Source organism: Plesiomonas shigelloides, assembly GCF_900087055.1.
GTDB classification, from domain to species: Bacteria; Pseudomonadota; Gammaproteobacteria; order Enterobacterales; family CAMTGL01; genus Plesiomonas; species Plesiomonas shigelloides.
The window spans coordinates 84917-110965 of the sequence record NZ_LT575468.1 but is presented as its reverse complement, the minus strand read 5'-3'; the positions used below and the strand labels follow the sequence as shown (position 1 = coordinate 110965).

Sequence of the window (26049 nt, the reverse complement as noted above, 5' to 3'; positions counted from 1 at the left end):
GCATCAGAGATGCACGGTCTGACAGCGCAGCCTGTGAGTCATGCGTTAAAGCCATCTTCATAAGAAGATGGCTTTTTTTTCGGCCGTCGTTTTTTCGCTTCTTTCCCGCAGACCTATCCTTCTATACCCACCGCCGCGACACTCAATCCCCATCTTGCGCGATTGCGCAAAGCAACCGGCGAAAGCGTGCGAATCATCACTGCCATGGTGCGCAGTCATTACCTATCGCGCCTCAGTTACCGTACAATAGAAGTCTATCTCAGGAGGAATGACGATGATTGATCCGAAAAAAATCGAGCAGATTGCCCGTCAGGTGCATGAATCTATGCCCAAGGGGATCCGCGATTTCGGCGAGGAAGCCGAGAAAAAGATCCGCCAAATTCTGCAAGCCCAACTGGCCAAGCTGGATGTGGTTAACCGCGAAGAATTTGATGTGCAGACCCAAGTGTTGCTGCGCACCCGCGAAAAGCTGATGCAGCTGGAAGCCCGTCTGACTGAGCTAGAAGCGCGTCAAGCCGGCGAGACCCCAGCCGAGCCACGCGACTAACACTGCCCTAACACGGCCCTAACGTAGCACCCACGCACTGCGTGGCTCTGCGTTACGGTTACAGTGCCGCTGTCATCGCGCGCAGCCATACGGTAAATCAGCTCGATTTGCCGTAGGCTGCTATCCAGCGTCCTCTCATCGAGGTGCTATTGCCTTGCCATTCCCCCGATTAATCGGTTTTAACTATCAGTTTTATTCTTCACACCGGTTGTCTTTTCAACAGTAATCCCGCTACACTGCAATAAATGATAATAAGTATCAATTGCAGCATGAGGCGCGCCGATGACTACACTGACTCTCCCCGCTCTGTTTACCTCCGTCCAGACAGTCCCTTTGGTACTGACACTGCTGGCCGGTGGCGCGACGTTTGTCGGTGCGCTAGCTGGGGTGATTGGTCGCAAACCCTCTAACCGCGTATTAAGCTTTGCCTTGGGTTTTGCCGCAGGGATCATGCTGCTGATTGCGCTGATGGAAATGCTGCCCGCGGCGCTAACCACGCCTGGCGTGTCGGCGCTGGCCGGTTACGCGGCCTTTATTGCCGGTCTGCTCGGTTACTTTGCCTTAGACCGTATGTTGCCACACGACCATGCCCATGACCTGATGCTGTCATCGGCCAAGCAAGGCGTGATGTCCGATAAAAAACTGCGCCGTACCGCCATGCTGCTGACGCTCGGCATTAGCTTGCACAACTTCCCAGAAGGCATTGCCACCTACATCACCGCCAGCAGTAACTTGGAGCTAGGATTAGGGATCGCGCTGGCCGTGGCGATTCACAATATTCCAGAAGGTCTAGCGGTGGCCGCACCGGTCTACGCCGCAACCGGCTCTAAACGCCAAGCAATTTTCTGGGCGGGCTTATCCGGGATTGCTGAAATTGCCGGTGGCTTGCTGGCCGCCTTAGTACTGGGCCCGATCATTTCGCCAGTGTTGATGGCGCTGATTATGGCGGCAGTAGCCGGGATCATGGTGGCGTTATCGGTGGATGAGTTGATGCCACTGGCCAAAGATCTGGCGCCAGAAGCCAACCCGAGCCACGGCGTTCTGTGTGGTATGGCGGTGATGGGATTTAGTTTGGCACTGCTGTAACAAATATGTATAACGTCAAAGAAGTCCATTCTCATTCCTAACGGCAACCAATTTATGCCGTTAGGATAGCGTGCAACAGCAACCGTCAGCGATCAGATAACATCTCGTACAGCTCACAGTACCGAACAAAAAAGAAACGGCATAAGTGGCTATTTATGACTACATTTCTTTTAATAAGGTCGACACAGAGAGCGGCAGAACAGCGCAATAGCCAGCCATTTTCATCTCCAGATGTATTATTTCAGGGCGGATTACTATGACCTCCTTTTGGCGTAACCGACGCTTCCCGCTACAAATTCAAATTGCCACCCTGTTCAGTCTGCTGATGTGCCTCGTCGGTGCGGTATTAATCGGCTTCAATTATTACCGCGCCAATCAATTGAATATTGATAATGCACGCGCCCAATATAACTATATCGGCAACAATGCCGCATCTGAGTTAGATCTCGCGACCCAAACCATGGGGATAGCGGTCAACCTGCTGACCACCATGCCGATCACCACCTACCAGACGCTAGAGCAGCGCTTTGACTCGCTGCCACGCCTGCGCGAAATTTTACGCAGTAGCCCCTACGCCAACTCGGTATACGCCGGTTATGCCGATGGCGATATGCTGCTGATGCGCCGCCTAACCTCACTTAATCGCACCAACTGGCAAGCTCCGCACAATGCTGATTGGCTGGTGCAAAGCATCGATCACAATGAACAAAATCCGAGCCAAGTCCGGCGTAATTTTCTCTATTTTGATGACCAGCTCAATCTGCTGCGTAACGACGACAAACCCGAGTACCTGTACGATCCGCGTGAGCGAGGTTGGTATCAAGCCAGCGTGAATACGGATCAGCAAATTATGTCGCCGATGTATGTGTTTGCCTCATCACGGGAAATCGGTACCACCCTCAGCCGGCGAGCCAAAAATCAGCACGCGGTGATTGGCATTGATATTTCACTGCGCACCTTCAGTGATTTATTGCGCGCCCAAAAGCTGCCAGCGGGCAGTAAAATGGCGCTGATTAGCCCGCAAGACACTATCATCGCCAGCCTTGACCCACGGGAAGTGATCCGCATGAATGCGGAGCGCCAGATCAGCATGGCGTCAGTCGAGACCTTCCCCAATCCACCGTTGTCTGAATTACTCAGCGCCACGCAAAATGCTCCACGTGAACAAGAACAACATCTGCTTTTTACTTATCACCAGCAGCCTTGGTTTGGTTCGGTACTCCCTATCCATAATGCTCATGGCGTATTTCGTCTAGCCATTGCTACCCCTGCTGACGTAATGCTAGAAAACGCCATCGATACCCGTAATCAATCCACGCTGATTGCCTGCCTGGTTCTGCTGGCCTCGCTGCCAATCACCTGGTGGATTGCCTACCGCATTGCCAAGCCACTGAATCAGCTACGACAAAATGCCGAGCAAATTCGCCGCTTTAGCTTCGATAGCCAAAAGCCGGTTAACTCCATCGTGCTGGAAATCGATGAGCTGGCACAAACCATGAACAAGATGCGTAGTACCATCCAACAATTCTTGCGTATTGGTAACTCGTTGGCCGCCGAGCGCGACTTCACTACCTTGCTGGCTGGCTTAATGCAAGAAACCACCCGGCTGGTCGGCATGGCCGGCGGGGTGATTTACCTGCCCGACCGTGATTGCACCACCCTGACCCCCGCCCTGTGGCAATGGCGCGAAGAGCGGCTAGATGCCAGCGCCTTGCCGCCGATTCACCTGAACCACACCACTAGCGCCTTGCTGCAACAAGCCTTACAAGGCGCAATGCTGCACTAGCATCAGATTTCAGCCGATAGCACGCCGGAGCTGCTGGCGCTCAGTAAAGCCCTTGGGCCGTTGGAGTCAGTGCTGGTCGCGATGCGCAATCGCAATGATCAACTGATTGGCTTGCTGGTACTGGTCAACCCGTTCAGTGCCGATCAGCATATCGAACCGGCTAAACTCAAACTGGTGGAAGCCTTAGCCGGTAACCTGTCGGTGACAGTGGAAACCCAGCGTCTGTTACAAGAGCAAAAAAACCTGTTGGATGCGTTTATCCAGCTGATGGCCGGAGCCATTGATGCCAAGAGTGCCTACACAGGCGGCCACTGCCAGCGTGTTCCTGTGCTGACCGAAATGTTGGCCGAAGCGGCGGTCGAGGCCAAAACCGGTCCGTTTGCCGAGTTCAGCTTAAGTGCCGATGAGCGTGAAGAGCTGCACATCGCCAGTTGGCTGCATGACTGCGGCAAAGTCACCACACCGGAGTTTGTGGTGGATAAAGCCACGAAGCTGGAGACCATCTACGATCGGCTGCACGAGATCCGAATGCGCATTGAAGTACTGAAGCGTGATGCCAAAATCCACGCATTGGAGCAGCAATTACAGGGCATCGACCCATCATCCGTCGAGCAGCAGTACCAAACCGCCATCGTGCAATTGGATGAAGATTTTCGCTTTATCGCTACCTGCAATATCGGTGGTGAGTTTATGTCGGATGAGCATTTACAGCGCCTACAACAGATTGCCGAACGGCGCTGGCTGCGCACACTGGATGACCGAATTGGCGTATCCCACGAAGAGTTGCAACGCAAAAAACGCACCCCAGCGCCAACACTGCCGGTTTGGGAGCCATTGCTGGCCGACCGCGATGATCACCTGTTCCCACGCGAAGCGCGCGATCAGCTACCACAAGGCTATGGCTTTAATATGCAGGCGCCGCATTACCTGTATAACCGTGGCGAGCTGTATAACCTGAGTGTTCGCCGTGGCACGCTGACCGATGAGGAGCGCTACAAGATCAACGAGCACATCGTGCAAACCATCGTGATGCTAAAAACCCTGCCTTTCCCGCGCAACATGTCGCATGTACCGGAAATTGCCGGCGGACACCATGAGCGCATGGATGGTAAAGGCTATCCGTGCCGCCTGACCGGCGAGCAAATGAGCCTGACCGCGCGCATGATGGCGATTGCCGATGTGTTTGAAGCCTTAACCGCGGTCGATAGACCGTATAAGAAAGGGAAAACCTTGAGTGAATCACTCGGTATTATGGCTAATATGGTGCAAGGTCAGCATCTGGATCCGCAGCTGTTTGCCCTGTTCCTCAGTAGCGGGATTTGGTACGAGTACGCACGCCGTTACATGCGTCCAGAACAAATTGATGAGGTGGATATCCAGCGCTTTATGCCGACTGCCAATGATGCGGCCTAATCGCATCTGACTCCGGTGAACCAAACAGCACAAGGCCGGCAACATGCCGGCCTTTATCTAGGCTGCGTACTTATACTGGGGTAAACGCGAAGCGATTGTCCGCGCAGGCGATGGCTCAAACAGTTAAGCCCAAACCCCAAGCATTACTCCGCAAATGGATACGCTTCGCGGTAAGCCACCAGATCTTCGATGGTCAGAACCGGCATCTGATGCTGGCGGGCAAATTCAATGACCTCAGGCGTGCGCGCCATGCTGCCATCATCGTTGGTCAGCTCACACAAGACGCCGTACGGTTTAAAGCCCGCCAGACGCATCAGATCGATGGTCGCTTCGGTATGACCGCGACGCGCCAACACGCCGCCATCTTGGGCGCGCAGTGGAAACACGTGTCCTGGGCGATGAATATCGGACGGACGCGCATCATCGGCAATCGCCGCGCGAATTGTGGTCACGCGATCTTGCGCTGAAACGCCGGTGGTGACACCGTGCGCCGCTTCAATGGTCACGGTAAAGGCGGTTTGATTCTGGCTGGAGTTCACTTCCACCATCATCGGCAGCTCCAGCTGACGACGACGCGCTTCGGTGATACACAGGCACACAATGCCGCTGCCATGACGAATCGTGAGCGCCATTTGCTCTGGCGTAATGGTTTCGGCGGCAAAAATCAGATCGCCTTCGTTCTCGCGATCTTCATCATCCAGCACCAATACACCGCGGCCAGCACGCAGTGCCGCTAAACCTTGTTCAACGCGGTCAATCGGGGAGCCAAAAGCACTAAGCAGTGACTGATTCATGGTAAAAAACGTCCTTCATGCAAATACTATGGATTACCAGAATCAGGGCACAACAAGAGGGAGTTACAGGTTATCGACCCTGCGCGCACCGCCAAACGGCGCCCGCGATCTACCGCCCGCTCACCACGGTATTTCACCTCTCGCCATCACGATTTGACAGCAAAAGCCAAATACAGACCAGTAAGCGCAGCCGATTGGCCGATCACCAGACAATAACAACCAGCTGCCATTGGCAGTGTAGTTGCGTGTCGTCACTCTCTTCTATCCGGACTATAACCGTCGGCCCCGGCTTCTCACCGGATCTGCTGACCCTGCCAAGGTGTGGCAGGCGCTCGCGGGCTGCTGCCGTTATGCCGCTGGCATAAGACAGATACCGCCGGTGGGGACTTACACCCCGCCCTGAGAATTTAACCTCCCGAGCATAACGCCAAGCCTGCGCGGCGGCAATCACTTGACCGCAAGAAGCGGGTTCGATCACGAAAAAAAGGGGCCGCAATCCGTAACACACCTCATCAGCGGCACAAACCAAAGCCACGTGGCATTGCAGGTAAGCGGCAAGTAGAACGGGTGTAAAAAAGCCCGGCCAAAGCCGGGCAACAGTTTACTTAATGTGATTTAGCGGAAAACGTTATGGTGTAGGGCGCCACTTAACCGGCCACGCTGATTTTCTTCATGTCGGTCATATAACCGCGCAGAGTCTGGCCAATCACCTCAATCGGGTGGTTGCGGATCGCTTCATTGACCGCGCGCAGCGCGGCGTTATCCACCCCAGCGGCAGGCACTGGCTGACCCAGATCGCCTTGCTGCAAAGTTGGCATCAGCTGATCGCGCAGCAATGGCACTGCGGCATTGGCAAACAGATAGTTTCCGTATTCTGCGGTATCGGAGATCACCACATTCATCTCATACAGACGCTTACGAGCAATAGTGTTGGCAATCAGCGGCAACTCGTGCAGTGATTCATAGTATGCCGACTCTGGATAAATACCGGACGCCACCATGGTCTCAAACGCCAATTCCACCCCGGCTTTAACCATCGCCACCATCACGGTGCCTTGGTCAAAGTAGGTTTGCTCTTCAATCTTACCGCTATAGACCGGCGCATTTTCAAACGCACTGTCACCGGTTTCGGCACGCCAGGTCAGCAGTTTGACATCATCTTCAGCCCAATCGGCCATCATGCCAGCAGAGAACTCACCACTGATGATGTCATCCATGTGTTTTTCAAACAGCGGACGCAAAATCTGCTTAATCTGCTCAGACAGCGCGAAGGCGCGCAGTTTGGCTGGATTCGACAGACGATCCAGCATCAAGGTGATGCCGCCTTGCTTGAGCGCTTCGGTAATGGTTTCCCAACCGAACTGGACCAACTTACCGGCATAAGCCGGATCGGTACCTTCCGCCACCAGCTGGTCATAGCACAATAACGAACCGGCCTGCAGCATGCCGCACAAAATGGTCTGCTCACCCATCAAATCCGACTTCACTTCGGCGACAAAAGAGGACTCCAGCACCCCGGCGCGATCGCCACCGGTCGCCACCGCCCACGCTTTGGCAATCGCCAAGCCTTCGCGCTGTGGATCGTTTTCTGGGTGCACCGCAATCAGGGTCGGCACACCAAAACCGCGTTTGTACTCTTCGCGCACTTCAGTACCCGGGCACTTCGGCGCCACCATCACCACGGTGATGTCTTTACGGATCTGCTCGCCTACTTCCACGATGTTAAAACCGTGCGAGTAACCTAAGGCCGCGCCTTGCTTCATCAGTGGCATAACCGCTTGCACCACTGCGGAGTGCTGCTTGTCTGGGGTCAGGTTCACCACCAGATCGGCTTGCGGGATCAGCTCTGCATAGGTGCCGACCACAAAACCGTTGTCGGTGGCTTTTTTCCACGACGCACGGCGCTCCGCAATCGCTTCATCACGCAGCGCATACGCCACCTCTAAACCCGAATCACGCATGTTGAGGCCCTGATTCAGACCTTGAGCGCCACAGCCAACAATCACCACTTTTTTGCCTTTCAGGTACTCGGCGCCGGCCGCAAACTCATCGCGCGCCATAAAGCGACATTTGCCCAGTTGCGCCAGCTGCTGGCGTAAATTCAAGGTATTAAAATAGTTAGCCATGACAAACTCTCCGTGATTCAGGTCCGTGGCACTGCAAGCAGCGCCGCGCTAAGGCTTTCGGGTAAGCATCAATTCCATTCTCCGGCCACTGTGACCGGCGCCGATGGCTGTTGCCGCAGGGTTAACGATGTAAACCGCGCGTAAGCAATCGGTGGCGTTAATCTGATACTAGGCGAAGATTGTCGTTGCTTAAATTGATATATTCCGAATATGGTATTGCATTATTTGCAACGTACGTGATGCGGCCAATACTCGTATCTCCTCGCACGGCCAGCAACACTAACCCCATGGAGAGTGGCAGATGGATCTGCGTGATTTGAAACTGTTTTTGCATCTGGCCGACAGCTGCCATTTTGGCCGCAGCGCCCAAGCTTGCCATGTCAGCCCTTCCACCTTATCGCGCCAAATTCAGCGCCTAGAAGAGGAAGCGGGGCAACCGTTGTTTGTGCGCGATAACCGTAGCGTCACCCTAACCGATGCCGGTCGTCAGCTGCGCCACTTTGCCGAGCAAACCTTGCTCAATTGGCAGCAGCTACAACATCAGCTGCGCCCACAAGCCGATGATCTGCAAGGGGAGCTGCGTCTGTTCTGCTCGGTGACCGCCGCCTACAGCCACTTGCCGGCCATTTTGGACCGTTTTCGCCTGCGTTACCCGAAAGTGGAGATCAAACTCAGCACCGGCGATGCGGCCGATGCGGTGGGGCGCGTGTTGCAAGATGCGGCAGATTTGGCGATCGCCGCCCGTCCCGAGCCGCTACCGGCCTCGGCGGCGTTTGTCTCACTGGGCGAAATTCCGCTGGCGCTGGTGATCCCCACCATAGCCTGTCAGGTACGCCAACAAGTCTTACAACAACCGGTGCCGTGGGCACAGGTGCCGTTTATCTTGCCGGAGCACGGCCCAGCGCGGCGGCGTATCGAGCAGTGGCTGCGCCTCCGACATGTCACACATCCGCACATATATGCGACCGTCGCCGGCCATGAAGCCATAGTGTCAATGGTGGCGCTCGGTTGCGGGGTGGCCGCCATTCCCACCGTGGTGGTAGAAAACAGCCCGGTGCGCGATCGAGTGGCCAAATTGGAAGGGGAATCGCTGGATTTTGTGCCGTTTGATCTGGGGGTCTGCGCGCAGAAAAAACGCTTACATGAGCCGCTATTAGCCGCGTTTTGGAATACGGTCAGCGCGCCATAACCCCCTATCCTCCTCGCGTAGCACTGCTCATAAGAAAACCCCAACCGCACCACAGCAAAAATACAAGCCATCCCTAACAGGGATGGCTCTGAGTGGCAATCTTGGTGGTTAAGTGGGCAATAACGCCGTTAACGAGCCAGAAAATAACGAAACGCGGGGTTATCGGTCTCATCATGGGCCACATAACCCAGCTCTTGCAGATGACGGTCAAAGGCTGACTGCTCATCTGGTGGCAAGGCAAAGGCGGCCAGTACCCGACCGTAATCGGCGCCGTGGTTACGGTAGTGGAATAAGGTGATATTCCAGCGCGTACCCAGCATCTGCAAAAAGCGCAGTAACGCCCCCGGACACTCGGGAAACTCCACGCTGTACAGCCGCTCACTCAAGGCCTGCGCCGGACGGCCGCCCACCATGTAACGCACGTGCAGTTTAGCCAACTCGTCATCGGATAAATCAAGGGTGTCATAACCCCCCGCACGCAGCTCGCTGACAATCTCTTGCCGCTCACTGATACCGCGGGTTAAGCGTACCCCAACCAAAATGCTGGCGTTGTCCGGATCGGCATAGCGGTAGTTAAACTCGGTGACCGAACGCCCGCCCAGCAACTGACAAAATTGCAGGAAGCTGCCTTTGCGCTCAGGAATAGTCACCGCCAGCAAGGCTTCGCGTTGCTCGCCCAGCTCACAGCGCTCGGAAACATAACGCAGACCATGGAAATTGAGGTTGGCACCAGACAACACATGCGCCAACCGCTCACCTTGGATGCCGTGTAGCTGGACATATTTTTTCAGCCCAGCCAGCGATAAGGCGCCAGAAGGCTCAGAAACCGCACGCACATCGTCAAACAAATCTTTCATCGCCGCACAGATGGCATCGTTATCCACCGTCACCACGTCATCCAGATAGTGCTGACACAGGCGGAAGGTCTCGTCGCCGATACGCTTCACCGCCACGCCATCGGCAAACATGCCAACTCGCGCCAGATCCACCGGCGCACCGGCTTCTAATGCCGCCTGCAAACAGGCAGCGTCTTCCGATTCAACGCCGATCACTTTGACTTGCGGCATCAACTGCTTGATCACCACCGCCACACCCGCCGCCAAACCACCACCGCCGACCGGCACAAACACCCGATCCAGATGCACGTCTTGCTGTAATAATTCCAGCGCCAGTGTACCTTGCCCGGCAATCACCGCCGGATGGTCAAACGGAGGGATAAAGGTCAGCCCTTGTTCGTGCGCTAAGGCTATCGCCTTGGCCTTGGCTTCATCGAAGTTATCGCCGTGCAGCAATACCTCAGCACCAAAGCCGCGCACTGCCTCCACCTTGATATCTGGGGTAGTCCGCGGCATCACAATCAAGGCTTTCAAGCCTTGGCGACTGGCCGACAGCGCTACGCCTTGAGCATGGTTACCGGCCGAGGCAGCAACCACCCCTGCGGCTTTTTGTGCCGGCGACAACGTAGCAATCATGGCGTGCGCCCCACGCAGCTTAAAGCTGTGCACCGGCTGGCGATCTTCGCGTTTGACCAACACACAGTTACCGAGACGCGCCGAGAGCTTATCCATCGTCTGTAACGGGGTGACCTGCGCAACCTCATACACCGGCGCTTGCACCACCGCGCGTAGGTACTCTAACGCTTGTGGCTGCGCGCTGAGAAAATCCGCTTGCGACATAGGTTACTCCTCTAGCTTGCTGCGATCGCGCACCGCACCGCGATCGGCACTGGTGGCCAAACTGGCGTAGGCGCGCAGCGCCAGCGATACAGGACGCTGGCGATCGACCGGCTTCCACGCCTGCTTACCGCGCGCTTGCATGGCCGCAGCTCGGGCGGCCAACGTTGCCTCATCCACCTCCAGCACGATGCTGCGCTGCGGGATATCAATGGCAATCAGATCGCTTTCTTCCACCAGCGCAATCACTCCACCGCTGGCCGCTTCTGGCGATACGTGACCAATCGACAACCCAGATGTGCCGCCCGAAAAACGGCCATCGGTGATCAGGGCGCACGCTTTGCCCAATCCCATCGATTTGAGGTAACTGGTTGGGTACAGCATCTCTTGCATCCCCGGTCCGCCCTTTGGCCCCTCGTAGCGGATCAGCACCACATCACCGGCGTTGATCTGACCGCCCAAAATCGCCTCCGCCGCGCTATCTTGGCTTTCAAATACCCGCGCCGGACCACGGAACAGTAAATTCTCCGCCTCTACCCCAGCGGTTTTGACGATGCAGCCGTTTTGCGCCAGATTGCCGGACAACACCGCCAACCCGCCATCTTGGCTGTACGCATGTTCGCGGCGACGGATACAGCCCTGCTCGCGATCGTCATCCAGTGTTGGCCAGCGGCAGGCTTGGGAAAAGGCGCGCGTGGTGCGAATACCGGCTGGGCCAGCGCGGAACATCTCGCGCACCGCCGGATCGTCCGTTTGCATGATGTCGTAGCGCGCCAGCGTATCGGTTAAATTCAGTTGCAGCACATTGCGCACTTCGCGGTTGAGCAGACCGGCACGATCAAGCTCACCAAGAATCCCCATCACACCACCCGCGCGGTGGACGTCTTCCATGTGATATTTCTGGGTGCTTGGCGCGACTTTACACAGGTGCGGCACTTGGCGTGATAAGCGGTCGATATCATCCATACCAAAATCGACCTCCGCTTCCTGCGCCGCCGCTAACAGGTGCAATACGGTGTTGGTAGAGCCGCCCATGGCGATATCCAGCACCATGGCGTTTTCAAACGCCGCCTTACTGGCAATGCTGCGTGGCAGCACGCGCGCATCGTCCTGTTCGTAATATTGCTTAGTCAAACTCACAATGCGCTGGCCAGCTTGCACGAACAGCTCACGGCGATCGGCGTGGGTCGCCAACAGTGAACCGTTGCCCGGTAAGCTCAAGCCTAAGGCTTCGGTCAGGCAGTTCATGGAGTTGGCGGTAAACATGCCCGAGCAAGAGCCGCAGGTTGGACAGGCCGAGCGTTCGACCTGTTGGCTTTGTTCATCGGAAACCTTGGGATCGGCGCCTTGGATCATGGCATCGACCAGATCCAGCTTGATGATTTGATCCGAGAGTTTAGTTTTACCGGCTTCCATCGGGCCGCCGGAGACAAAGATCACCGGGATATTGAGGCGCAGCGCAGCCATCAGCATTCCGGGGGTGATTTTGTCGCAGTTGGAGATACACACCATGGCATCGGCGCAGTGGGCGTTCACCATGTACTCGACCGAGTCGGCAATTAACTCTCGCGAGGGCAGGGAATACAGCATGCCGCCGTGGCCCATGGCGATCCCATCATCCACCGCGATGGTGTTGAACTCTTTGGCGACCCCGCCCGCCGCTTCAATTTCACCGGCCACCAACGCGCCTAAATCACGCAGGTGCACATGGCCCGGCACAAACTGGGTAAAGGAGTTCACCACCGCAATAATCGGCTTACCAAAATCACTTTCTTGCATGCCGGTGGCACGCCACAGTGCGCGCGCGCCCGCCATATTACGGCCATGCGTGGTGGTTGCGGAGCGGTACTTCGCCATGAAAATCATCCCTGTGTTGAGACGGCGGCGCTTCGCGCGCGCCGTAGAAAAACGGTATCGGCTGCACTATCACGACGGCCAACAGGCCGCCGCAAAGCTTATGCTGTTACTAGTACAGAACTGCGTGTACAAGTAGTCAGACTTACGGATTCACCGGATCCAACCAGCCCCACTTGTCTTCGGTTTCGCCACTGAACAGCCCGAAGAACGCCTGTTGCAAACGCTCGGTCACAGGGCCGCGGCGGCCAATACCGACTTCGATACCATCAATACTGCGCACCGGAGTGATTTCCGCGGCAGTGCCGGTCATAAATACTTCATCGGCCAGATACAGCGCTTCGCGGGCAATCACTTCTTCGCGTACTTCGTAGCCCAGATCGCGCGCCAAGGTGGTGATCGCATCGCGAGTAATCCCCGGCAGTGAAGCGCAAGTCGATGGTGGGGTATAAATCACGTTGTTTTTAATCACAAACAGGTTCTCACCCGCCCCTTCCGAAACATAGCCGCGCACATCCAGCGCAATGCCTTCGGCGTAACCATGACGGCGCGCTTCGCTGCCCACCAACAAGGAAGACAGATAGTTACCGCCAGCTTTGGCCGCGGTCGGAATGGTGTTGGGTGCAGCGCGATTCCACGACGACACCATCGCATCCACCCCTTGTTGCAGCGCTTCTTCGCCCAGATAGGCGCCCCACGGGAAAGCGGCGATGATCAAGTCACACTGATAGCCCGGTGGTGGATTGACCCCTAATCCCACATCACCGATAAAGGCCAGCGGACGAATGTAGGCGCTCTCCAGATGGTTGTCGCGCAAGGTGGCGCGGCATGCCTCCATCAGCTGCTCTAACGAATAAGGGATCGGGAAACGGTAGATTTTGGCGGAGTCCAGCAAGCGCTGCATGTGCTCACGGTGACGGAAGACCACCGGGCCTTTTGGCGTGTTGTAACAGCGGATCCCCTCAAACACCGACGTGCCATAGTGCATGGCGTGGGACAATACGTGTACTTTGGCCTCAGCCCAAGGCACCATCTCACCGTTAAACCAAATAAAATCTGCTTTCTTGCTCATCATTTCATCCTTGTCGCTTGGCCGTGCTTCAAGCACGGATCATCGGGTGGGGGGCGGCCAACATACCGTTACTGTCAGACTGTACAGCCCGCAGACAGACACTGGCGACATCAATCAATTTACCCAGCTGGGCGGATAACTGCTCCACCGGCCGCTCACTGCAGACCGTGAGCTCAATATTGACACGATCCGCGGCGTCTGCCAGCACCATATTCATGGCCCAGACCTGAAAACCGCGATGCCGTGTTACACGTAATACACGCTCGGCCACTTCGGGGCAAAAACGCGCATCGACCACCAACGTGTGCATCGCACTGTGGCTTGTCGGGGTATGGCTCATTGGGGATGTCATCACAGCGCCTCCAGCATAGTGTCATTTCCGGCGCCCGGTGGAACCAGTGGCCAGACGTTGTCCTGTTCGTTAATCCGTACGTGCAGCAGATAAGGGCCTGGGCTTGCCAGCATAGTTTCCAGCGCATCGGCCACTTGATCTTGGCGCCAAATTTGCTGACCTGGGATGCCAAACGCCGATGCCAACGTCAGAAAATCGGGGTTATCCGATAAATCGGTTTCACTAAAACGGCCAGCAAAAAACAGCGATTGCCACTGCCGCACCATGCCCAGACGCTGGTTATCCAGCAGTACGATTTTTACCGGCAGACGCCGGCGCTTAAGGGTGCCGAGCTCTTGCACGTTCATCATGAACGAGCCATCGCCGGAAACGCAGATCACGCAATCTTGTGGCCGCGCCATCTGCGCGCCCACCGCTGCCGGTAACCCAAAGCCCATAGTGCCCAGACCGGCGGAGGTCAGCAGATCGTGCGGAGAAGTAAACTGCATATGCTGAGCGACCCACATCTGGTGTTGGCCCACATCGGTGGTCACCACACTGGTGCGTGGACGACGCTGTGACAGAGTGCGCAGCAACGCCGGAGCATCAATGCGCTCACCGTGCTCTGCCGCGGCATAATCCCACGCGTGCTCGGCATTGAGCCCATCAATCTGCGCCAACCACGGCGCGATGCTAAGCGGCGCGGTCAGTGCAGCACTGAGGGCTGGCAGTAACGTACGCAGATCGCCGTGTAATACCACATCGGGACGGCGCAATTTGCCAAACTCGGCGCTGTCGATATCCAGATGGATCACCTTGGCGTCAGGGGCAAAGGTGTCTAACTTGCCGGTCACCCGGTCATCAAAACGCGCTCCGACTACCAGCAATAAATCGCACTGCTGCACCGCCAGATTGGCCGCTTTACTGCCGTGCATGCCAAGCATGCCTAAGTAGTACGGATGGTGCGGATCGACCGCGCCCAAGCCTTTCAAAGTCGCCACCGACGGTATGGCGCAGTGGCGCAGTAAGGCATTCAGCTGCGCGCTCGCGCCGGCCAAGGCTACGCCACCACCGACATACAGCATCGGGCGCTGCGCGGCTTGCAGCAACTGCTGGGCCTGCGCCAGTGCCGATGGTGGGCAGCTAGGCTGCGGCACATCGGCCACCGCCAACGGCTGCGGACGAATAGCCATCAGTTGAATATCTTTGGGAATATCGACCAACACCGGCCCCGGACGGCCACTGCTGGCCACGCGGAAGGCTTCGGCCAGTACCGAGGTCAGCTCCTCAGGACGACGCACTAAAAAACTGTGCTTGGTACAAGCCAAAGAAAGACCGAGCACATCCACTTCCTGAAAGGCATCGGTGCCAATCAGTGGGCTGGCCACTTGGCCGGTGATCGCCACCACCGGCACCGAATCCAGCAACGCATCGGCCAAACCGGTGATCAAATTGGTGGCACCTGGGCCAGACGTGGCGATACAGACCCCAACGCGACCGCTCGCCCGGGCATAACCGATCGCCGCCATCGCCGCCCCTTGCTCATGACGGCACAGCAGGTGCTCGACGCCACCATCATACAGGGCGTCATACACCGGCATAATCGCACCGCCCGGATAACCGAACACTGTCTCCACCCCTTGCGCTCGCAAGGCCTCTACCACCCATTGGGCTCCCGTTCGCTGCGATCCCGTCATGGCTTTACCTCATCTGCTCATGGCGGGTACGGATGCTTGGCGTGTCACTCATGCTCTGTACTCCTTGTGAATATGGCCACCGGTGTTCCTGTACGAAAAAGCCCCCGGACCTTTCGGTGCGGGGGCTTCTCGTTTTCCGGCTTGCCTGTCTGTTAGTCAGTCTGCCGTTTGCCAAGTGCGACCCCGCGCGGTGAGATAATAATCACCACGTTGACGATAATTAGGGTTAGCACGGCACGGATAGACTGCATAAGTCGAATTCTTTCCCGGATTTATTGTGTTTAGTTGTTGTGTTTGCCAGCTGACCACGCCCCCGGCAATGAGAGCCCGGTCATGCTTTGCACAATTAAAGAGGTATCACAGCTGTTCAGTTTTTGACAACTTATTTTTGCGAAAATCTTCGCGCATCCGAAAAGCGCCTGAATAACAAACTGATTTTTAAGGGTAAAAATGAAGCTCTTTTTTTTGCCCTCGCAGGCGCTCATCACAAGGAACACTCCACCGCTATGTCACTGGCCATTATTCACTGCCGCGCCAGCATCGGCGTGCAGGCTCCGGCAGTTACCATCGAAGTGCATATCAGCGCCGGTTTACCGGGGCTGACACTGGTTGGTCTGGCCGAAACCTCGGTCAAAGAGGCGCGCGATCGGGTGCGCAGTGCGCTACTCAATAGCGGGCTGGAATTTCCCGCTCGGCGCATTACCGTTAACTTGGCACCCGCCGATCTGCCCAAGGAAGGTGGCCGTTTCGACTTGCCGATCGCCCTCGGCATTCTGGCCGCCTCAGGGCAAATTGATGACCGTGCGCTGGCTCGCTATGAATTTACTGGCGAGTTAGCGCTCTCCGGTGAATTGCGCGCCGTTACTGGCGTGATCCCCGCGGTGATGGCCGCCCATAGCGCCGGCCGACAGCTGATTTTACCGGCTGCCAATGCCACTCAAGCGGGATTAGTGGGCAATGCCGCACCGTTGGTAGCGGAAAATCTGGCGCAAGTCTGCGCGCACTTAAACGGCAAACAGCCGCTAGCGCATCAAACGCCACTTGCAGCCAGTGCCACGCTAACGCCATCTAGCGCCGATTTGCAGGACATCATAGGTCAACAGCAAGCCAAACGGGCGCTGGAAATTGCCGCCGCCGGCCAACACAATTTGCTGCTACTTGGCCCGCCGGGCACCGGCAAAACCATGCTCGCTAGCCGACTGCGTGACTTGTTACCGCCGCTCAGTGACGCGCAAGCACTGGAAACTGCCGCGATTGGCTCGTTAGTGCACCAAGACATTCATGCCGGTAACTGGAAGCAGCGCCCGTTTCGCGCCCCGCACCACAGCGCCTCGCAAGCGGCCTTGGTCGGTGGCGGTAGCCTGCCGCGCCCGGGTGAGATCTCGCTAGCCCATAACGGGATTTTGTTTTTGGATGAGTTACCGGAGTTTGATCGCAAGGTGCTCGATGCACTGCGCGAGCCGTTGGAATCGGGGGAGATCATTATCTCGCGCGCCCAAGCCAAAGTGCGTTTTCCGGCCCGTTTTCAGCTGATCGCCGCCATGAACCCCAGCCCAAGCGGCCACTATCAAGGCACGCATAACCGCAGCTCACCGCAACAAGTGCTGCGCTATTTAAGCCGTTTATCCGGCCCGTTTTTAGACAGGTTTGATTTATCGATTGAAGTGCCACTGCTGCCGCAAGGCAGTTTGAGCGGGACGCCGCAACGCGGCGAGAGCAGTGCCGAGGTTCGAGAGCGCATCCTGCGCTGTCGCGAGCGGCAACTGGCGCGGCGTGGTAAACTCAATGCCGAACTGGGTAGCCGTGAAGTGGAGCAAGATTGCCATTTAAACAGCCAAGATGCGCTGTTTTTAGAGCAAACCTTGTGTCGACTCGGATTGTCGGTGCGTGCCTATCACCGGATCTTGAAAGTGGCGCGCACACTGGCTGATTTGGCCGCCGAGCCGCATTTGCAGCGCCAGCATCTGGCCGAAGCCCTCGGCTATCGCGCCATGGATCGCGTCTTACAACACCTTGGCCGCGTCGCCAATGGCCAATCGATGCCAGAGCCAGAGTAAGTGCGCCAATGTACGGCAAAAAAAACGGCGCCATCAGGCGCCGGTTGTTTTACTCATCGCTGTCGGTGTAGTCTTCGGCGGCATCGGCCTGCGGCTTACCGCCAGACAGGGTATGAAAACGCTTCGGACGCCGTGTATTGTCACGGTACTTGATCCAAACCTTTTCATTTTCCGTTGCTGCTGAACGCTCGCCGTGGCATACCGCCACGAACAGCTGCTCTTCTTCCGTGGCCGGCTGGCGCTTGCCAGAGTCCAGCTCATCGAAAGCGGCTCCCAGACGCTCGAGAATCTGTGCTTCCTTGATGGTGAAATCGCCATGACGGGCGAAACCACGCGGATAATGCTTATTATCGAAGAAGCGACGTGTTGTTACAAAGCTTTCCGCCATAATGAGACACGCTCCTAAAGTATCATGGTCGTGTGGTTTATGGCGCGGAGTATTAGTGAGGCTTGACGCCGCTGTAAAACAAAATATTTTTATCGTTATGATGAGTTTTTTTGGAGATGGGACGTGGATACCGAATTACTGAAAACCTTTATTGCCGTGAGTAAAACCCGGCACTTCGGTAAAGCCGCTGAATCCCTGTACCTGACCCAGTCCGCCGTGAGCTTTCGGATCCGCCAACTAGAGAGTCAGTTGGGGGTGGTGTTATTCAATCGTCATCGCCATAACATCCAGCTCACCGCGGCGGGCGAGCGCTTGGTGCCGTATGCCCGTACCCTACTGCAAACCTGGCAGCAGGCACGGCAGGAAGTGACCGAATCGCCGCAGCAAGGCCAGCCGCTGCGCCTCAGTGCGCCGGCCTGCCTGTGGGAGGCGGGATTGACCGACTGGCTTGGCCGGCTCAGCGAACAACACCCACAGCAACCGCTGCGCACCCTGATCAGCAGCTCCCGCTCCGTGAGCCGTCAGTTAGCCGAACAAGAGTGTGATTTGGCCTTCAGCCTCGATCTGCCGCGCAGCGAAGAGATTAACGCCCTCGCCTGCGGTGAAATCCGGTTACAATTGGGCACTAACCTGCCGAGCGGGGTACGGCTGCGCCCTGAGCAATATTGCCGCATCGATTGGGGCAACGCATTTATCCAGCAACAAGCGGTGTGGTTTGCGCCGGATCATCCACCACGGCTACAAAGTGAGTCGTTGCTGCAAACCTTGCAGCATCTGCATCATCAGCCGGGCTGTGCCTTTATCCCCGATCAGCTGGCGGCAAGCCAACTACCGGCGCAGTGGCGCGTGCAAGCCGATTTCCCGCCGCAAGTCTTTACCCTGCATGCCCTGTGGCCAGCCAATAGCCCACACGATGCACGCCTACGGGAATTGCTGCAAACACCAGTGTTTCCCTCATTGATCTGAGGGCTAACATAGACTGCACACAACAGCGCCGAAAACAGCTCGAGGGTGAGACACAGACCATGCATCTCACCCTCCGCGGGGGTCACTGACCAACACCCTTGCGTTTACATCGCGGTTTTTACATAGCGGTTGTTACATAGCGATGCTTAGGCGCGCGGCTGTTGCAGCAGGAATTTCACTACGCCATCATAGCTTTGGATAAACTGCTCGGTAGAATCCGCCGGCAAACCGCCCATGTTAATCTGGTATTTACCATCAATGATCACGGTCGGCACACCGCGCAGCTCATAGGCTTGCGCCGCTTGCTGTTGCTTGGCGACCAGCGCGTTGACCATGAAACTGTTCAGCGCCGAGTCATACTCTTGTGCACTTACCCCGATTTGCAAAAAGGCATTGCGGATATCAGCCACGCTGTTGATGGTGCGGGTTTTCTGGATCCCGTTAAACAGCACCGGTTGGATCTGCTTTTCCACCCCTAGCGCCATCGCCACCGCCCACGCACGGGTCAAATCCGGCCCTAACGGCCCTAAAAAATCGACGTGATATTGGATAAACTCACCGTCTTTCGGCAGCGCTGATTCGATCTTGGCCGGCAGGCCATAGTCATACTCAAACGCGTAACAATGCGGACAATAAAACGAGAAAAACTCTAGTGCTTGTGGCTTGGCGGTGGCCGGTTTATCAAAGGTGGTGTACTGCTTGCCATCGGTGAATTCCGCGGCCTGCAGTGCTGGGCTGAATGCGGGAGCCGCCAATAATAACGTTGCCACCAGCATCCCTACTTTCATCTTCATTATTTACACTCCCACAACAAAGGATATGAATCACGGAAAGTACTTTACGGGGGCGGACTGGCGCCAGCAAGGGCGAGATAAGAAAAGTTATGTAAAGAAAAACGCGCCCACCACGAATGCTGGACGCGCTTTACGATTGTGCTCGGTTACCACGGCAACCAGACGCTCAAACTTACTTTTGTTGCAGCAGGAATTTAACTAACGCGCCGTATTGCTGCACAAATTGATCATTGTTTTTCGCGTCAAAACCGCGAGGTTCGATGCGAAATTTGCCGTTAATGTAGATAGATGGCACGCCTTCCACTTGGAAGTCCTGCGCTGCTTTAGCTTGCTGCGCGACAAACGAGCTCACCATAAAGCTGCTCAGCGCGGCATCATACTCATCACCCTTCACACCGATTTTTTCAAACGCGGCGCGGATATCGGCTGGCGTTTTGATGCTACGGGTTTTCTGGATCCCTTCAAACAGCACCGGTGCTACTTTCTGCTCCACACCCAACACATTGGCCACCGCCCACGCTTGGCTCAGGTCTTTACCCAATGGGCCCAGAAAATCAACGTGGTATTGCTTGAACTGGCCATCTGTCGGCATTTCAGAGCGGATCATCTGCGGAATATGGAACGTATTTTCAAACGCAAAACACGCTGGGCAGTAGAAGGAGAAAAACTCAATGGCTTCCGGTCTGGCAGTAGCCGGACGCTCCAAAGCCACATACTGTTTACCCTCAGTAAACTCGGCGGCAGCCACTTGAGTCGCCAGCAACAATCCCGCTAACGTCAGCCAAATCTTCTTCATTTCCACATCCTTTAAAATAAACAATAAAAACACGCTGATGGTGCTAGGCAGACCCACACGGGTTGCCACCCACGCCTCTCTCTAAACCCAAACGATGCCGGTTGAAGCGCGCAAGAAACGCGCCTTAATACATTGGCATCAATTGCAATGGCGGTTCGCGCAACGCGGCGATCTGCTCTTTACAGGCCAAGATCTGCTGCTCCCAATAACGCGGCTCAGCAAACCATGGAAAGCTGCGCGGAAATGCTGGGTCTTCCCAGCGCCGAGCCAGCCACGCCATGTAATGCACCATCCTCAGACCACGCAAAGGCTCGATCAGTTGCAATTCCCGCGCAGTAAAATCACAAAATTCGCCATAACTTTCCAGCAGAATATCCAGCTGCATCAAACGCTCATGCCGCTCACCGTTAAGCAACATCCATAAATCCTGCACCGCTGGGCCATTGCGCGCGTCATCCAAATCGACAAACAGCGGGCCATCGCGCCACAAAATATTGCCCGGATGACAATCACCGTGCAGGCGCAGTGGCTGCCAATCGCTATACCAGTGCTGCTCGATTTCGTTGATCAGCATATTCAGATCGGCAAAGAACACCGGACGTAATTCGGCCGGAATAAAATCGGATTGTTGTAAAAAATCGCGCGGCTGATACAGGTATTCATCCAGCCCCAGCGTCGGCCGGGCGTTAAACAGCTGCTTTTGCCCCTGCTGGTGCAGACGGCCCATAAAGCGCCCCACCCACTCCAGCTGCTCCAGATTGTCCACTTCATACTGGCGTCCGCCGACACTCGGGAATACCGCAAACCAAAAACCCTCGTGCTGATGCAGGGTATCGCCTTGCAGGGTCAGTGGCGCTACCACCGGGATCTCGGCGGCGGCCAGCTCACAGGCAAACGCATGCTCTTCGCGGATCTGCGCCGCACTCCAGCGCTGTGGACGATAAAATTTCACCACGTACCGGCGCCGGTCTTCATCCAGTAACTGGTACACGCGGTTTTCATAGCTGTTAAGAGCCAACAAACCGGAATCGACACGGATCCCGACCACCTCTAGGGCATCCATAATCAGATCGGGAGAGAGTGTTTGAAAAGCAAATGCGCTGCTGTGCTCAGTCATGGTCGGCCTGTACCATCATCATCAAGTAGAGCACAGCATAGCAGAATCAGCCGGCGCAGCGCAGGCGGCAACATTCATTGATCAATTGCCAATTGCGCCTATCCCGCGCTGCCCTGCTATAAGACGCGGCACTTCACACCAGTTAAGTGCTATTGAGTACCCAAATTAACGCTCGCTAAAAAAGCGACTCTCCGCACTCACTGCGGCGCCGTTGCCGTTGACGGCAGTAGCACTAAAGCGGATCGGCTGCACCGCAGATAACGCCGCGCCTTCAGGTACGGCCAACGTCAGCGGAATGGTATCCACCTCACCAGGCGCCACTTGCACTTTCTGTGGCCCCAACCACTGCACATCAGTCGGCAGCCCTTGCACCGCTAACTGGTACGTCACCGGTTGCTGGGTTTTATTTTGCAGCTTGAGGATAAAGGTATTTTCAATCGCGCCTTCGTTGTTAATGCGATACAGCTGATTACGATCGCGCAGCACCTCTAAATTGGCCGGTTGTAAGCGCAGTAAATTGGCACTAAAGAGCCCGATCATCACCACCAGTACCAACCCATAGCCCAGCAGTTTCGGTCGCAGTAAGCGGGTTTTGTGGCCGGCCAGCTTGTGCTCGGTGGTATAGCTGATTAGTCCCGGTGCATAGCCCATCTGCTGCATGGTTTGATCGCAGGCATCGATACACGCCCCGCAGTTGATGCACTCATACTGCAAGCCTTGGCGAATATCGATGCCGGTCGGGCATACCTGCACGCACAGATCGCAATCGATACAGGCGCCTAGGCCTAAGCTCGCCGGATCAACTTTGCGCCGCCGCGGCCCACGCGGCTCTCCGCGCGCGCTGTCGTAGGCCACGATAAAGGTATCGCGATCGAACATCGCTGATTGAAAACGGGCGTACGGGCACATGTGCGTACACATGATAGAACGCATCCAACCGGCATTGGCGTAAGTGCAGGCGGTAAAAAACAGCACCCAAAAGACCGTCCACCCGCCAGAGGCGGCGCGGAAAAATTCGCTGTACAGTGCTTTCGCTGGCACAAAGTAGCTGACAAACGCCAATGCCGTCAGCAGGGAAAACCCCAGCCAGCACAGATGCGTGGCGGTTTTACGCAGAATTTTATTGGCGCTACGCGGGGCTTTATCCAATGCTCGACGCTGGTTGGCAGTGCCTTCAAAACGCTCTTCAAACCAGATAAAAATGAACGTCCACACCGTTTGCGGGCACAAATACCCGCACCAGACGCGGCCTAAAAAGGTGGTAATAAAAAACAGGGCAAAAGCGGCAATGATCAGTAACCAAGCCAGCAAGGTGAGATCTTGTGGAAACAAGGTGGTGGCAAAAAAGTGAAACTGTTGCTGCTCCACATCCAGCAAAATCGCTTGTCGCCCTTGGTAAGGTAACCACGGCAGCAGGAAAAACAGCAGCATCAACACCCAACCACCGTAACGACGTAGACGCTGATAAGTTCCGCTGACGGCGCGAACATACAGGCGCTGACTCGGGTCAAAATACTTCAACCCAGAAGGACTGTCCGAGGTGTTAATATCCGTGTTGACATTCTTGACCGGAATGGTCGATTTTTGCTGCGGATCTGGCTGCATTCCCGCTCTCCCTCGCTTGCTCCGCCACCGGCTGGCTAGGCGCAGATGCTTCCCTCGTTCGGCTGGGTTCCGCCTGAATCGATACCTGCGCTAATACTCCACAAATTCGCGCCCAGTATAACGCAGCTGCGCCCCACATAACGCAACTTTTTATTATCACCTTGCTTACATAAAGGCAAAAAGGGCTACCGAGACGCACTCATCACCAGCAAACCATATTTTGGCCATAAAAAAACGCCACGCGCTATACGTGACGTTTTGCATTGATTTGCGTTACGCTAACCCACGGCCAAGCGGGGCGCTCGCCTGCGATCAGTCTTTGATGATCCCACGTGCACGCAGCAGCGCGGTTTTGAAGTCATCTTCGTAATCTTTGGCCAGACCTGGGATTGGCGCGGCTTTATCGGCCTCACGCATTTTCAGGTGATAGATCAACACATCATCGGTCAGATCGTTGAAATCACCGGTAAAACCCGCTTCCTGCGCCAGTTTTTGTAAAAAGGCAATCAGGTTCAGATCGGGCTCTTTTTGCCAGGCCGGATGCAGCAGTTCAATCAATTCATTTACGCGATGGCATTTCATTGCAGGTTTACCTTCTGTTTTCCCGCACCCTGGGGTGCCGTATGTGCATTATTATCCCTGAAAAATAGCAGGGTTTACCGTCACAGCACAAGATCTGGGGCTAAAATGCAACTTTCTGCAGTGAAACTGCCGCTATATGCAGCTAAAGATAATGCAATTATTATGTATCTGAATATTTCAATTCTGGAAAGCAGCGCTAAAATGAAGCCGGAATTCAGCGAGCAAAGAAGGTGGCAGTGAACACAGTGATTAGCGGTGCCATTCTGGCCGGAGGCCGAGCTACACGCATGGACGGCGACGATAAGGGATTACGTCAGGTCGCCGGTCATCCTTTATACTGGTATGCCGTGCAACGCCTGCAACCGCAGGTCAGCAGCCTACACATTATCGCCAATCGCAATTTGCATAGTTATGCAGAAAGTGGTTTTCCTGTTTATCCCGATAGCACCCCTGATTTTCCTGGCCCCTTGGCCGGTATGCTCACCGCCTTACAACACTGTACGACAGAGTATGTGGTCTGTGTGCCCTGTGATAGCCCACTTTTGCCACGCGATCTGGTCGCGCGCTTCGCCCAGCAGATAGGGGATGCCAGTTGTGCCATTGCCCACGATGGTGAGCGAGCACATCCGGTGTTTGCGCTGTTACACCAGCGCTTGCTGCCGGCTATCAGTGCCAGTTTGCAACAAGGTGAGCGCCGGTTGATGGCCTTCTTCCAGCAGCAACATGCGGTAACAGTTGACTTTTCCGATCAGGCGGCGGCTTTCGTTAACGTAAATACGCCCTATAATTGTATGATGATAGAGTCTGAATTGGAGAAGTTGGAATGACGTTGCCGATCTTGGGAATTGTGGGTTACAGCGGCAGCGGGAAAACCACCTTGCTCAAAGCGCTGCTGCCTCTGCTACGCCAACAGGGGATCCGTCCAGCACTCATCAAGCACACCCACCACGATGTGGATGTCGACACCCCCGGCAAAGACAGCTTCGAGCTGCGTAAAGCCGGTGCGGAACAAACCATTGTGGTGTGCGATCAACGCTGGGCTTTGATGACCGAAACGCCGCCCGAGCGCGAGCCCGCGGCCAGTTTGGACTTTCTGTGCCGTCAGTTAGACCCCACGCGCACCGATCTGGTGTTGGTCGAAGGCTTTAAACACGAACCGATCCCCAAAATCGCTCTTTACCGACAGGAGGTAAACCGTCCGCTGGCCAGTTTGCTGGATGCGCAGGTGATTGCGCTCGGCTCTGATGAGCCACAGCCGGTCTCGGTACCGCAACTGGATCTGAATCAGCCACAGCAGTTTGTCGATTTTATCGCCCGCTGGCTGTTACAAAATAAGCACTCCATTTCATAGTATTTCGCACTATTTCATAATGTTTCATCCTACTAATATAGATAAAATTACCGTCGAACAATGGGCCGGCGGCTCTTATAACAACACCACCGCATTCGGTTGGGAGGACAAATGAATCACCACCATCAAAAAGCGGCCCAGCGTAATCTGTCATATCAGTTGGCAGAAAGTATCGGACGTCAGATTTTGGCAGGTCAAATCGCCCCCGGCGCAATTTTGCCGGGCGAAATGGAATTAGGTGAAATGTACGGGGTAAGCCGTACCGCAGTCCGTGAGGCTGTGAAAATGCTGGCCGCAAAAGGCATGTTGTTACCACGCCCGCGGATCGGAACCCGGGTCATGCCTCGTCGTAACTGGAACTTCCTGGATCAGGATCTCCTGACCTGGTGGGCAGAGCAGGACGACAAGCAAAAATTGGTCGACGACTTTCAGCTACTGCGGATTATGCTGGAGCCAAAAGCGGCAGCGATGGCCGCGCAATATGCGTCACCGGAAGACCGTCATCAGCTCTCGTTGCTGATGGGCGAAATGCGCGCGCTGGACGAGTGCTTTGATAAAGATCGTTGGATTGAAGTGGATACCCAATTCCACCAGATGATCTATTTTGCCAGTGGCAACCCGTTCCTGACGCCGTTCGGTAACCTGTTCAAAGCAGTATTCCAGGTTTATTTCCGTACCGTGACCCGTGACTCGGTGGTCAAACTGGAGCGTCATCAGGCCATTATCGATGCCATTTTGCGTTCGGATCCCGATGCAGCCTCCGCGGCGGTTACCGCGCTGATCGAGCACGACGAATAAGTAAAACGCTGCCGCACTACTCTGGTT

The 26049-nt window shown here is 55.7% G+C and carries 23 protein-coding genes and 1 riboswitch; of the genes, 10 read left to right on the top strand and 13 right to left on the bottom strand.

Annotation, left to right across the window (positions count from 1 at the left end; translation table 11 throughout):
- Positions 1-274 precede the first annotated feature (274 nt).
- The 4 genes from ubiK to NCTC9997_RS00480 all read left to right on the top strand — a co-directional run bounded on the left by ubiK (position 275) and on the right by NCTC9997_RS00480 (position 4832).
- Positions 275-547: a ubiquinone biosynthesis accessory factor UbiK gene (gene ubiK, locus NCTC9997_RS00495; RefSeq protein WP_010862905.1), complete on the top strand. Its 273-nt coding sequence runs from the start codon at positions 275-277 to the stop codon at positions 545-547.
- A gap of 282 nt (positions 548-829) precedes the next feature.
- Positions 830-1633: a zinc transporter ZupT gene (zupT, locus tag NCTC9997_RS00490; protein WP_010862906.1), complete on the top strand. Its 804-nt coding sequence runs from the start codon at positions 830-832 to the stop codon at positions 1631-1633.
- A gap of 256 nt (positions 1634-1889) precedes the next feature.
- Positions 1890-3419, top strand: a complete 1530-nt coding sequence (locus NCTC9997_RS00485) for a HAMP domain-containing protein (protein ID WP_082935433.1) — start codon at positions 1890-1892, stop codon at positions 3417-3419.
- Positions 3420-3500: 81 nt separating this feature from the next.
- Positions 3501-4832, top strand: coding sequence for an HD-GYP domain-containing protein (locus NCTC9997_RS00480; RefSeq protein WP_156669224.1), 1332 nt, complete (start codon positions 3501-3503; stop codon positions 4830-4832).
- 143 nt (positions 4833-4975) lie between these two features.
- Here NCTC9997_RS00480 and ribB read toward each other — a convergent pair whose 3' ends face one another.
- Both ribB and ilvC read right to left on the bottom strand, forming a co-directional pair.
- Positions 4976-5626: a 3,4-dihydroxy-2-butanone-4-phosphate synthase gene (gene ribB / locus NCTC9997_RS00475; RefSeq protein WP_064977061.1), complete on the bottom strand. Its 651-nt coding sequence runs from the start codon at positions 5624-5626 to the stop codon at positions 4976-4978.
- Between the two features lie 249 nt (positions 5627-5875).
- A riboswitch (FMN riboswitch) is annotated at positions 5876-6037 on the bottom strand.
- Between the two features lie 236 nt (positions 6038-6273).
- A complete protein-coding gene (gene ilvC / locus NCTC9997_RS00470; protein WP_064977060.1) occupies positions 6274-7752 on the bottom strand; it encodes a ketol-acid reductoisomerase in 1479 nt (492 codons plus the stop codon).
- A gap of 301 nt (positions 7753-8053) precedes the next feature.
- Here ilvC and ilvY point away from each other — a divergent pair, with 301 nt between their 5' ends.
- Complete coding sequence (gene ilvY / locus NCTC9997_RS00465; RefSeq protein WP_064977059.1) at positions 8054-8941, top strand: HTH-type transcriptional activator IlvY; 888 nt, start codon at positions 8054-8056, stop codon at positions 8939-8941.
- A 128-nt stretch (positions 8942-9069) separates the two neighbouring features.
- Here the strand turns inward: ilvY and ilvA are convergent, their stop codons facing one another.
- The 5 genes from ilvA to ilvG all read right to left on the bottom strand — a co-directional run bounded on the left by ilvA (position 9070) and on the right by ilvG (position 15568).
- A complete protein-coding gene (gene ilvA, locus NCTC9997_RS00460) occupies positions 9070-10617 on the bottom strand; it encodes a threonine ammonia-lyase, biosynthetic (protein WP_064977058.1) in 1548 nt (515 codons plus the stop codon).
- Positions 10618-10620: 3 nt separating this feature from the next.
- Positions 10621-12471, bottom strand: coding sequence for a dihydroxy-acid dehydratase (gene ilvD / locus NCTC9997_RS00455; RefSeq protein ID WP_064977057.1), 1851 nt, complete (start codon positions 12469-12471; stop codon positions 10621-10623).
- Between the two features lie 142 nt (positions 12472-12613).
- The gene (locus NCTC9997_RS00450) at positions 12614-13543 is read right to left on the bottom strand and encodes a branched-chain amino acid transaminase (RefSeq protein ID WP_167550108.1); all 930 of its coding nucleotides are present in this window, start codon (positions 13541-13543) and stop codon (positions 12614-12616) included.
- 25 nt (positions 13544-13568) lie between these two features.
- Positions 13569-13892 (bottom strand): acetolactate synthase 2 small subunit, encoded by a 324-nt coding sequence (gene ilvM, locus NCTC9997_RS00445; RefSeq protein ID WP_230400905.1) that lies wholly within the window; start codon positions 13890-13892, stop codon positions 13569-13571.
- Positions 13892-15568, bottom strand: coding sequence for an acetolactate synthase 2 catalytic subunit (gene ilvG / locus NCTC9997_RS00440; RefSeq protein ID WP_064977056.1), 1677 nt, complete (start codon positions 15566-15568; stop codon positions 13892-13894). The genes ilvM and ilvG overlap by 1 nt, the downstream gene beginning before the upstream one ends.
- Positions 15569-16074: 506 nt before the next feature.
- Between ilvG and NCTC9997_RS00430 the strand changes: the two genes are divergently transcribed.
- Positions 16075-17625 carry a YifB family Mg chelatase-like AAA ATPase gene (locus tag NCTC9997_RS00430; RefSeq protein WP_064977054.1) on the top strand — a complete coding sequence of 517 codons (1551 nt, stop codon included), beginning with the start codon at positions 16075-16077 and terminating at the stop codon, positions 17623-17625.
- 49 nt (positions 17626-17674) lie between these two features.
- Here NCTC9997_RS00430 and NCTC9997_RS00425 read toward each other — a convergent pair whose 3' ends face one another.
- A complete protein-coding gene (locus NCTC9997_RS00425) occupies positions 17675-18013 on the bottom strand; it encodes a MaoP family protein (protein ID WP_010862918.1) in 339 nt (112 codons plus the stop codon).
- 123 nt (positions 18014-18136) lie between these two features.
- Here NCTC9997_RS00425 and hdfR point away from each other — a divergent pair, with 123 nt between their 5' ends.
- Positions 18137-18979: an HTH-type transcriptional regulator HdfR gene (hdfR, locus tag NCTC9997_RS00420; RefSeq protein ID WP_064977053.1), complete on the top strand. Its 843-nt coding sequence runs from the start codon at positions 18137-18139 to the stop codon at positions 18977-18979.
- A gap of 146 nt (positions 18980-19125) precedes the next feature.
- Here the strand turns inward: hdfR and NCTC9997_RS00415 are convergent, their stop codons facing one another.
- From NCTC9997_RS00415 to NCTC9997_RS00395, 5 genes are all read right to left on the bottom strand, one after another.
- Positions 19126-19755, bottom strand: a complete 630-nt coding sequence (locus NCTC9997_RS00415) for a DsbA family protein (RefSeq protein ID WP_036769310.1) — start codon at positions 19753-19755, stop codon at positions 19126-19128.
- Positions 19756-19945: 190 nt separating this feature from the next.
- Entirely contained in the window at positions 19946-20569 is a 624-nt protein-coding gene (gene dsbA / locus NCTC9997_RS00410) for a thiol:disulfide interchange protein DsbA (protein ID WP_010862921.1), read from the bottom strand.
- Between the two features lie 124 nt (positions 20570-20693).
- Entirely contained in the window at positions 20694-21686 is a 993-nt protein-coding gene (locus tag NCTC9997_RS00405) for a serine/threonine protein kinase (RefSeq protein WP_064977052.1), read from the bottom strand.
- Positions 21687-21851: 165 nt separating this feature from the next.
- A complete protein-coding gene (gene ccoG, locus NCTC9997_RS00400) occupies positions 21852-23291 on the bottom strand; it encodes a cytochrome c oxidase accessory protein CcoG (RefSeq protein ID WP_064977051.1) in 1440 nt (479 codons plus the stop codon).
- 312 nt (positions 23292-23603) lie between these two features.
- On the bottom strand, positions 23604-23873 hold the full coding sequence (locus tag NCTC9997_RS00395; protein WP_010862924.1) for a YihD family protein: 270 nt from the start codon (positions 23871-23873) through the stop codon (positions 23604-23606).
- A 287-nt stretch (positions 23874-24160) separates the two neighbouring features.
- On the opposite strand from NCTC9997_RS00395, the gene mobA reads away from it, so the two are divergent.
- The 3 genes from mobA (at position 24161) to NCTC9997_RS00380 (ending at position 26022) form a co-directional block, all read left to right on the top strand.
- Positions 24161-24700 carry a molybdenum cofactor guanylyltransferase MobA gene (mobA, locus tag NCTC9997_RS00390; RefSeq protein WP_413463055.1) on the top strand — a complete coding sequence of 180 codons (540 nt, stop codon included), beginning with the start codon at positions 24161-24163 and terminating at the stop codon, positions 24698-24700.
- On the top strand, positions 24697-25224 hold the full coding sequence (mobB, locus tag NCTC9997_RS00385; protein WP_010862926.1) for a molybdopterin-guanine dinucleotide biosynthesis protein MobB: 528 nt from the start codon (positions 24697-24699) through the stop codon (positions 25222-25224). Before mobA ends, mobB begins: the two co-directional genes overlap by 4 nt.
- Positions 25225-25335: 111 nt before the next feature.
- The gene (locus NCTC9997_RS00380; RefSeq protein ID WP_010862927.1) at positions 25336-26022 is read left to right on the top strand and encodes a FadR/GntR family transcriptional regulator; all 687 of its coding nucleotides are present in this window, start codon (positions 25336-25338) and stop codon (positions 26020-26022) included.
- Positions 26023-26049: the final 27 nt, after the last annotated feature.

What these genes read in the sequence shown, in the direction of transcription:
- ubiK (WP_010862905.1), top strand. Translation starts at nt 275, where the DNA reads ATGATTGATCCGAAAAAAATCGAGCAGATTGCCCGTCAGGTGCATGAA.
- zupT (WP_010862906.1), top strand. Translation starts at nt 830, where the DNA reads ATGACTACACTGACTCTCCCCGCTCTGTTTACCTCCGTCCAGACAGTC.
- NCTC9997_RS00485 (WP_082935433.1), top strand. Translation starts at nt 1,890, where the DNA reads ATGACCTCCTTTTGGCGTAACCGACGCTTCCCGCTACAAATTCAAATT.
- NCTC9997_RS00480 (WP_156669224.1), top strand. Translation starts at nt 3,501, where the DNA reads ATGCGCAATCGCAATGATCAACTGATTGGCTTGCTGGTACTGGTCAAC.
- ribB (WP_064977061.1), bottom strand. Translation starts at nt 5,626, where the DNA reads ATGAATCAGTCACTGCTTAGTGCTTTTGGCTCCCCGATTGACCGCGTT.
- ilvC (WP_064977060.1), bottom strand. Translation starts at nt 7,752, where the DNA reads ATGGCTAACTATTTTAATACCTTGAATTTACGCCAGCAGCTGGCGCAA.
- ilvY (WP_064977059.1), top strand. Translation starts at nt 8,054, where the DNA reads ATGGATCTGCGTGATTTGAAACTGTTTTTGCATCTGGCCGACAGCTGC.
- ilvA (WP_064977058.1), bottom strand. Translation starts at nt 10,617, where the DNA reads ATGTCGCAAGCGGATTTTCTCAGCGCGCAGCCACAAGCGTTAGAGTAC.
- ilvD (WP_064977057.1), bottom strand. Translation starts at nt 12,471, where the DNA reads ATGGCGAAGTACCGCTCCGCAACCACCACGCATGGCCGTAATATGGCG.
- NCTC9997_RS00450 (WP_167550108.1), bottom strand. Translation starts at nt 13,543, where the DNA reads ATGATGAGCAAGAAAGCAGATTTTATTTGGTTTAACGGTGAGATGGTG.
- ilvM (WP_230400905.1), bottom strand. Translation starts at nt 13,892, where the DNA reads ATGACATCCCCAATGAGCCATACCCCGACAAGCCACAGTGCGATGCAC.
- ilvG (WP_064977056.1), bottom strand. Translation starts at nt 15,568, where the DNA reads ATGACGGGATCGCAGCGAACGGGAGCCCAATGGGTGGTAGAGGCCTTG.
- NCTC9997_RS00430 (WP_064977054.1), top strand. Translation starts at nt 16,075, where the DNA reads ATGTCACTGGCCATTATTCACTGCCGCGCCAGCATCGGCGTGCAGGCT.
- NCTC9997_RS00425 (WP_010862918.1), bottom strand. Translation starts at nt 18,013, where the DNA reads ATGGCGGAAAGCTTTGTAACAACACGTCGCTTCTTCGATAATAAGCAT.
- NCTC9997_RS00415 (WP_036769310.1), bottom strand. Translation starts at nt 19,755, where the DNA reads ATGCTGGTGGCAACGTTATTATTGGCGGCTCCCGCATTCAGCCCAGCA.
- dsbA (WP_010862921.1), bottom strand. Translation starts at nt 20,569, where the DNA reads ATGAAGAAGATTTGGCTGACGTTAGCGGGATTGTTGCTGGCGACTCAA.
- NCTC9997_RS00405 (WP_064977052.1), bottom strand. Translation starts at nt 21,686, where the DNA reads ATGACTGAGCACAGCAGCGCATTTGCTTTTCAAACACTCTCTCCCGAT.
- ccoG (WP_064977051.1), bottom strand. Translation starts at nt 23,291, where the DNA reads ATGCAGCCAGATCCGCAGCAAAAATCGACCATTCCGGTCAAGAATGTC.
- NCTC9997_RS00395 (WP_010862924.1), bottom strand. Translation starts at nt 23,873, where the DNA reads ATGAAATGCCATCGCGTAAATGAATTGATTGAACTGCTGCATCCGGCC.
- mobA (WP_413463055.1), top strand. Translation starts at nt 24,161, where the DNA reads ATGGACGGCGACGATAAGGGATTACGTCAGGTCGCCGGTCATCCTTTA.
- mobB (WP_010862926.1), top strand. Translation starts at nt 24,697, where the DNA reads ATGACGTTGCCGATCTTGGGAATTGTGGGTTACAGCGGCAGCGGGAAA.
- NCTC9997_RS00380 (WP_010862927.1), top strand. Translation starts at nt 25,336, where the DNA reads ATGAATCACCACCATCAAAAAGCGGCCCAGCGTAATCTGTCATATCAG.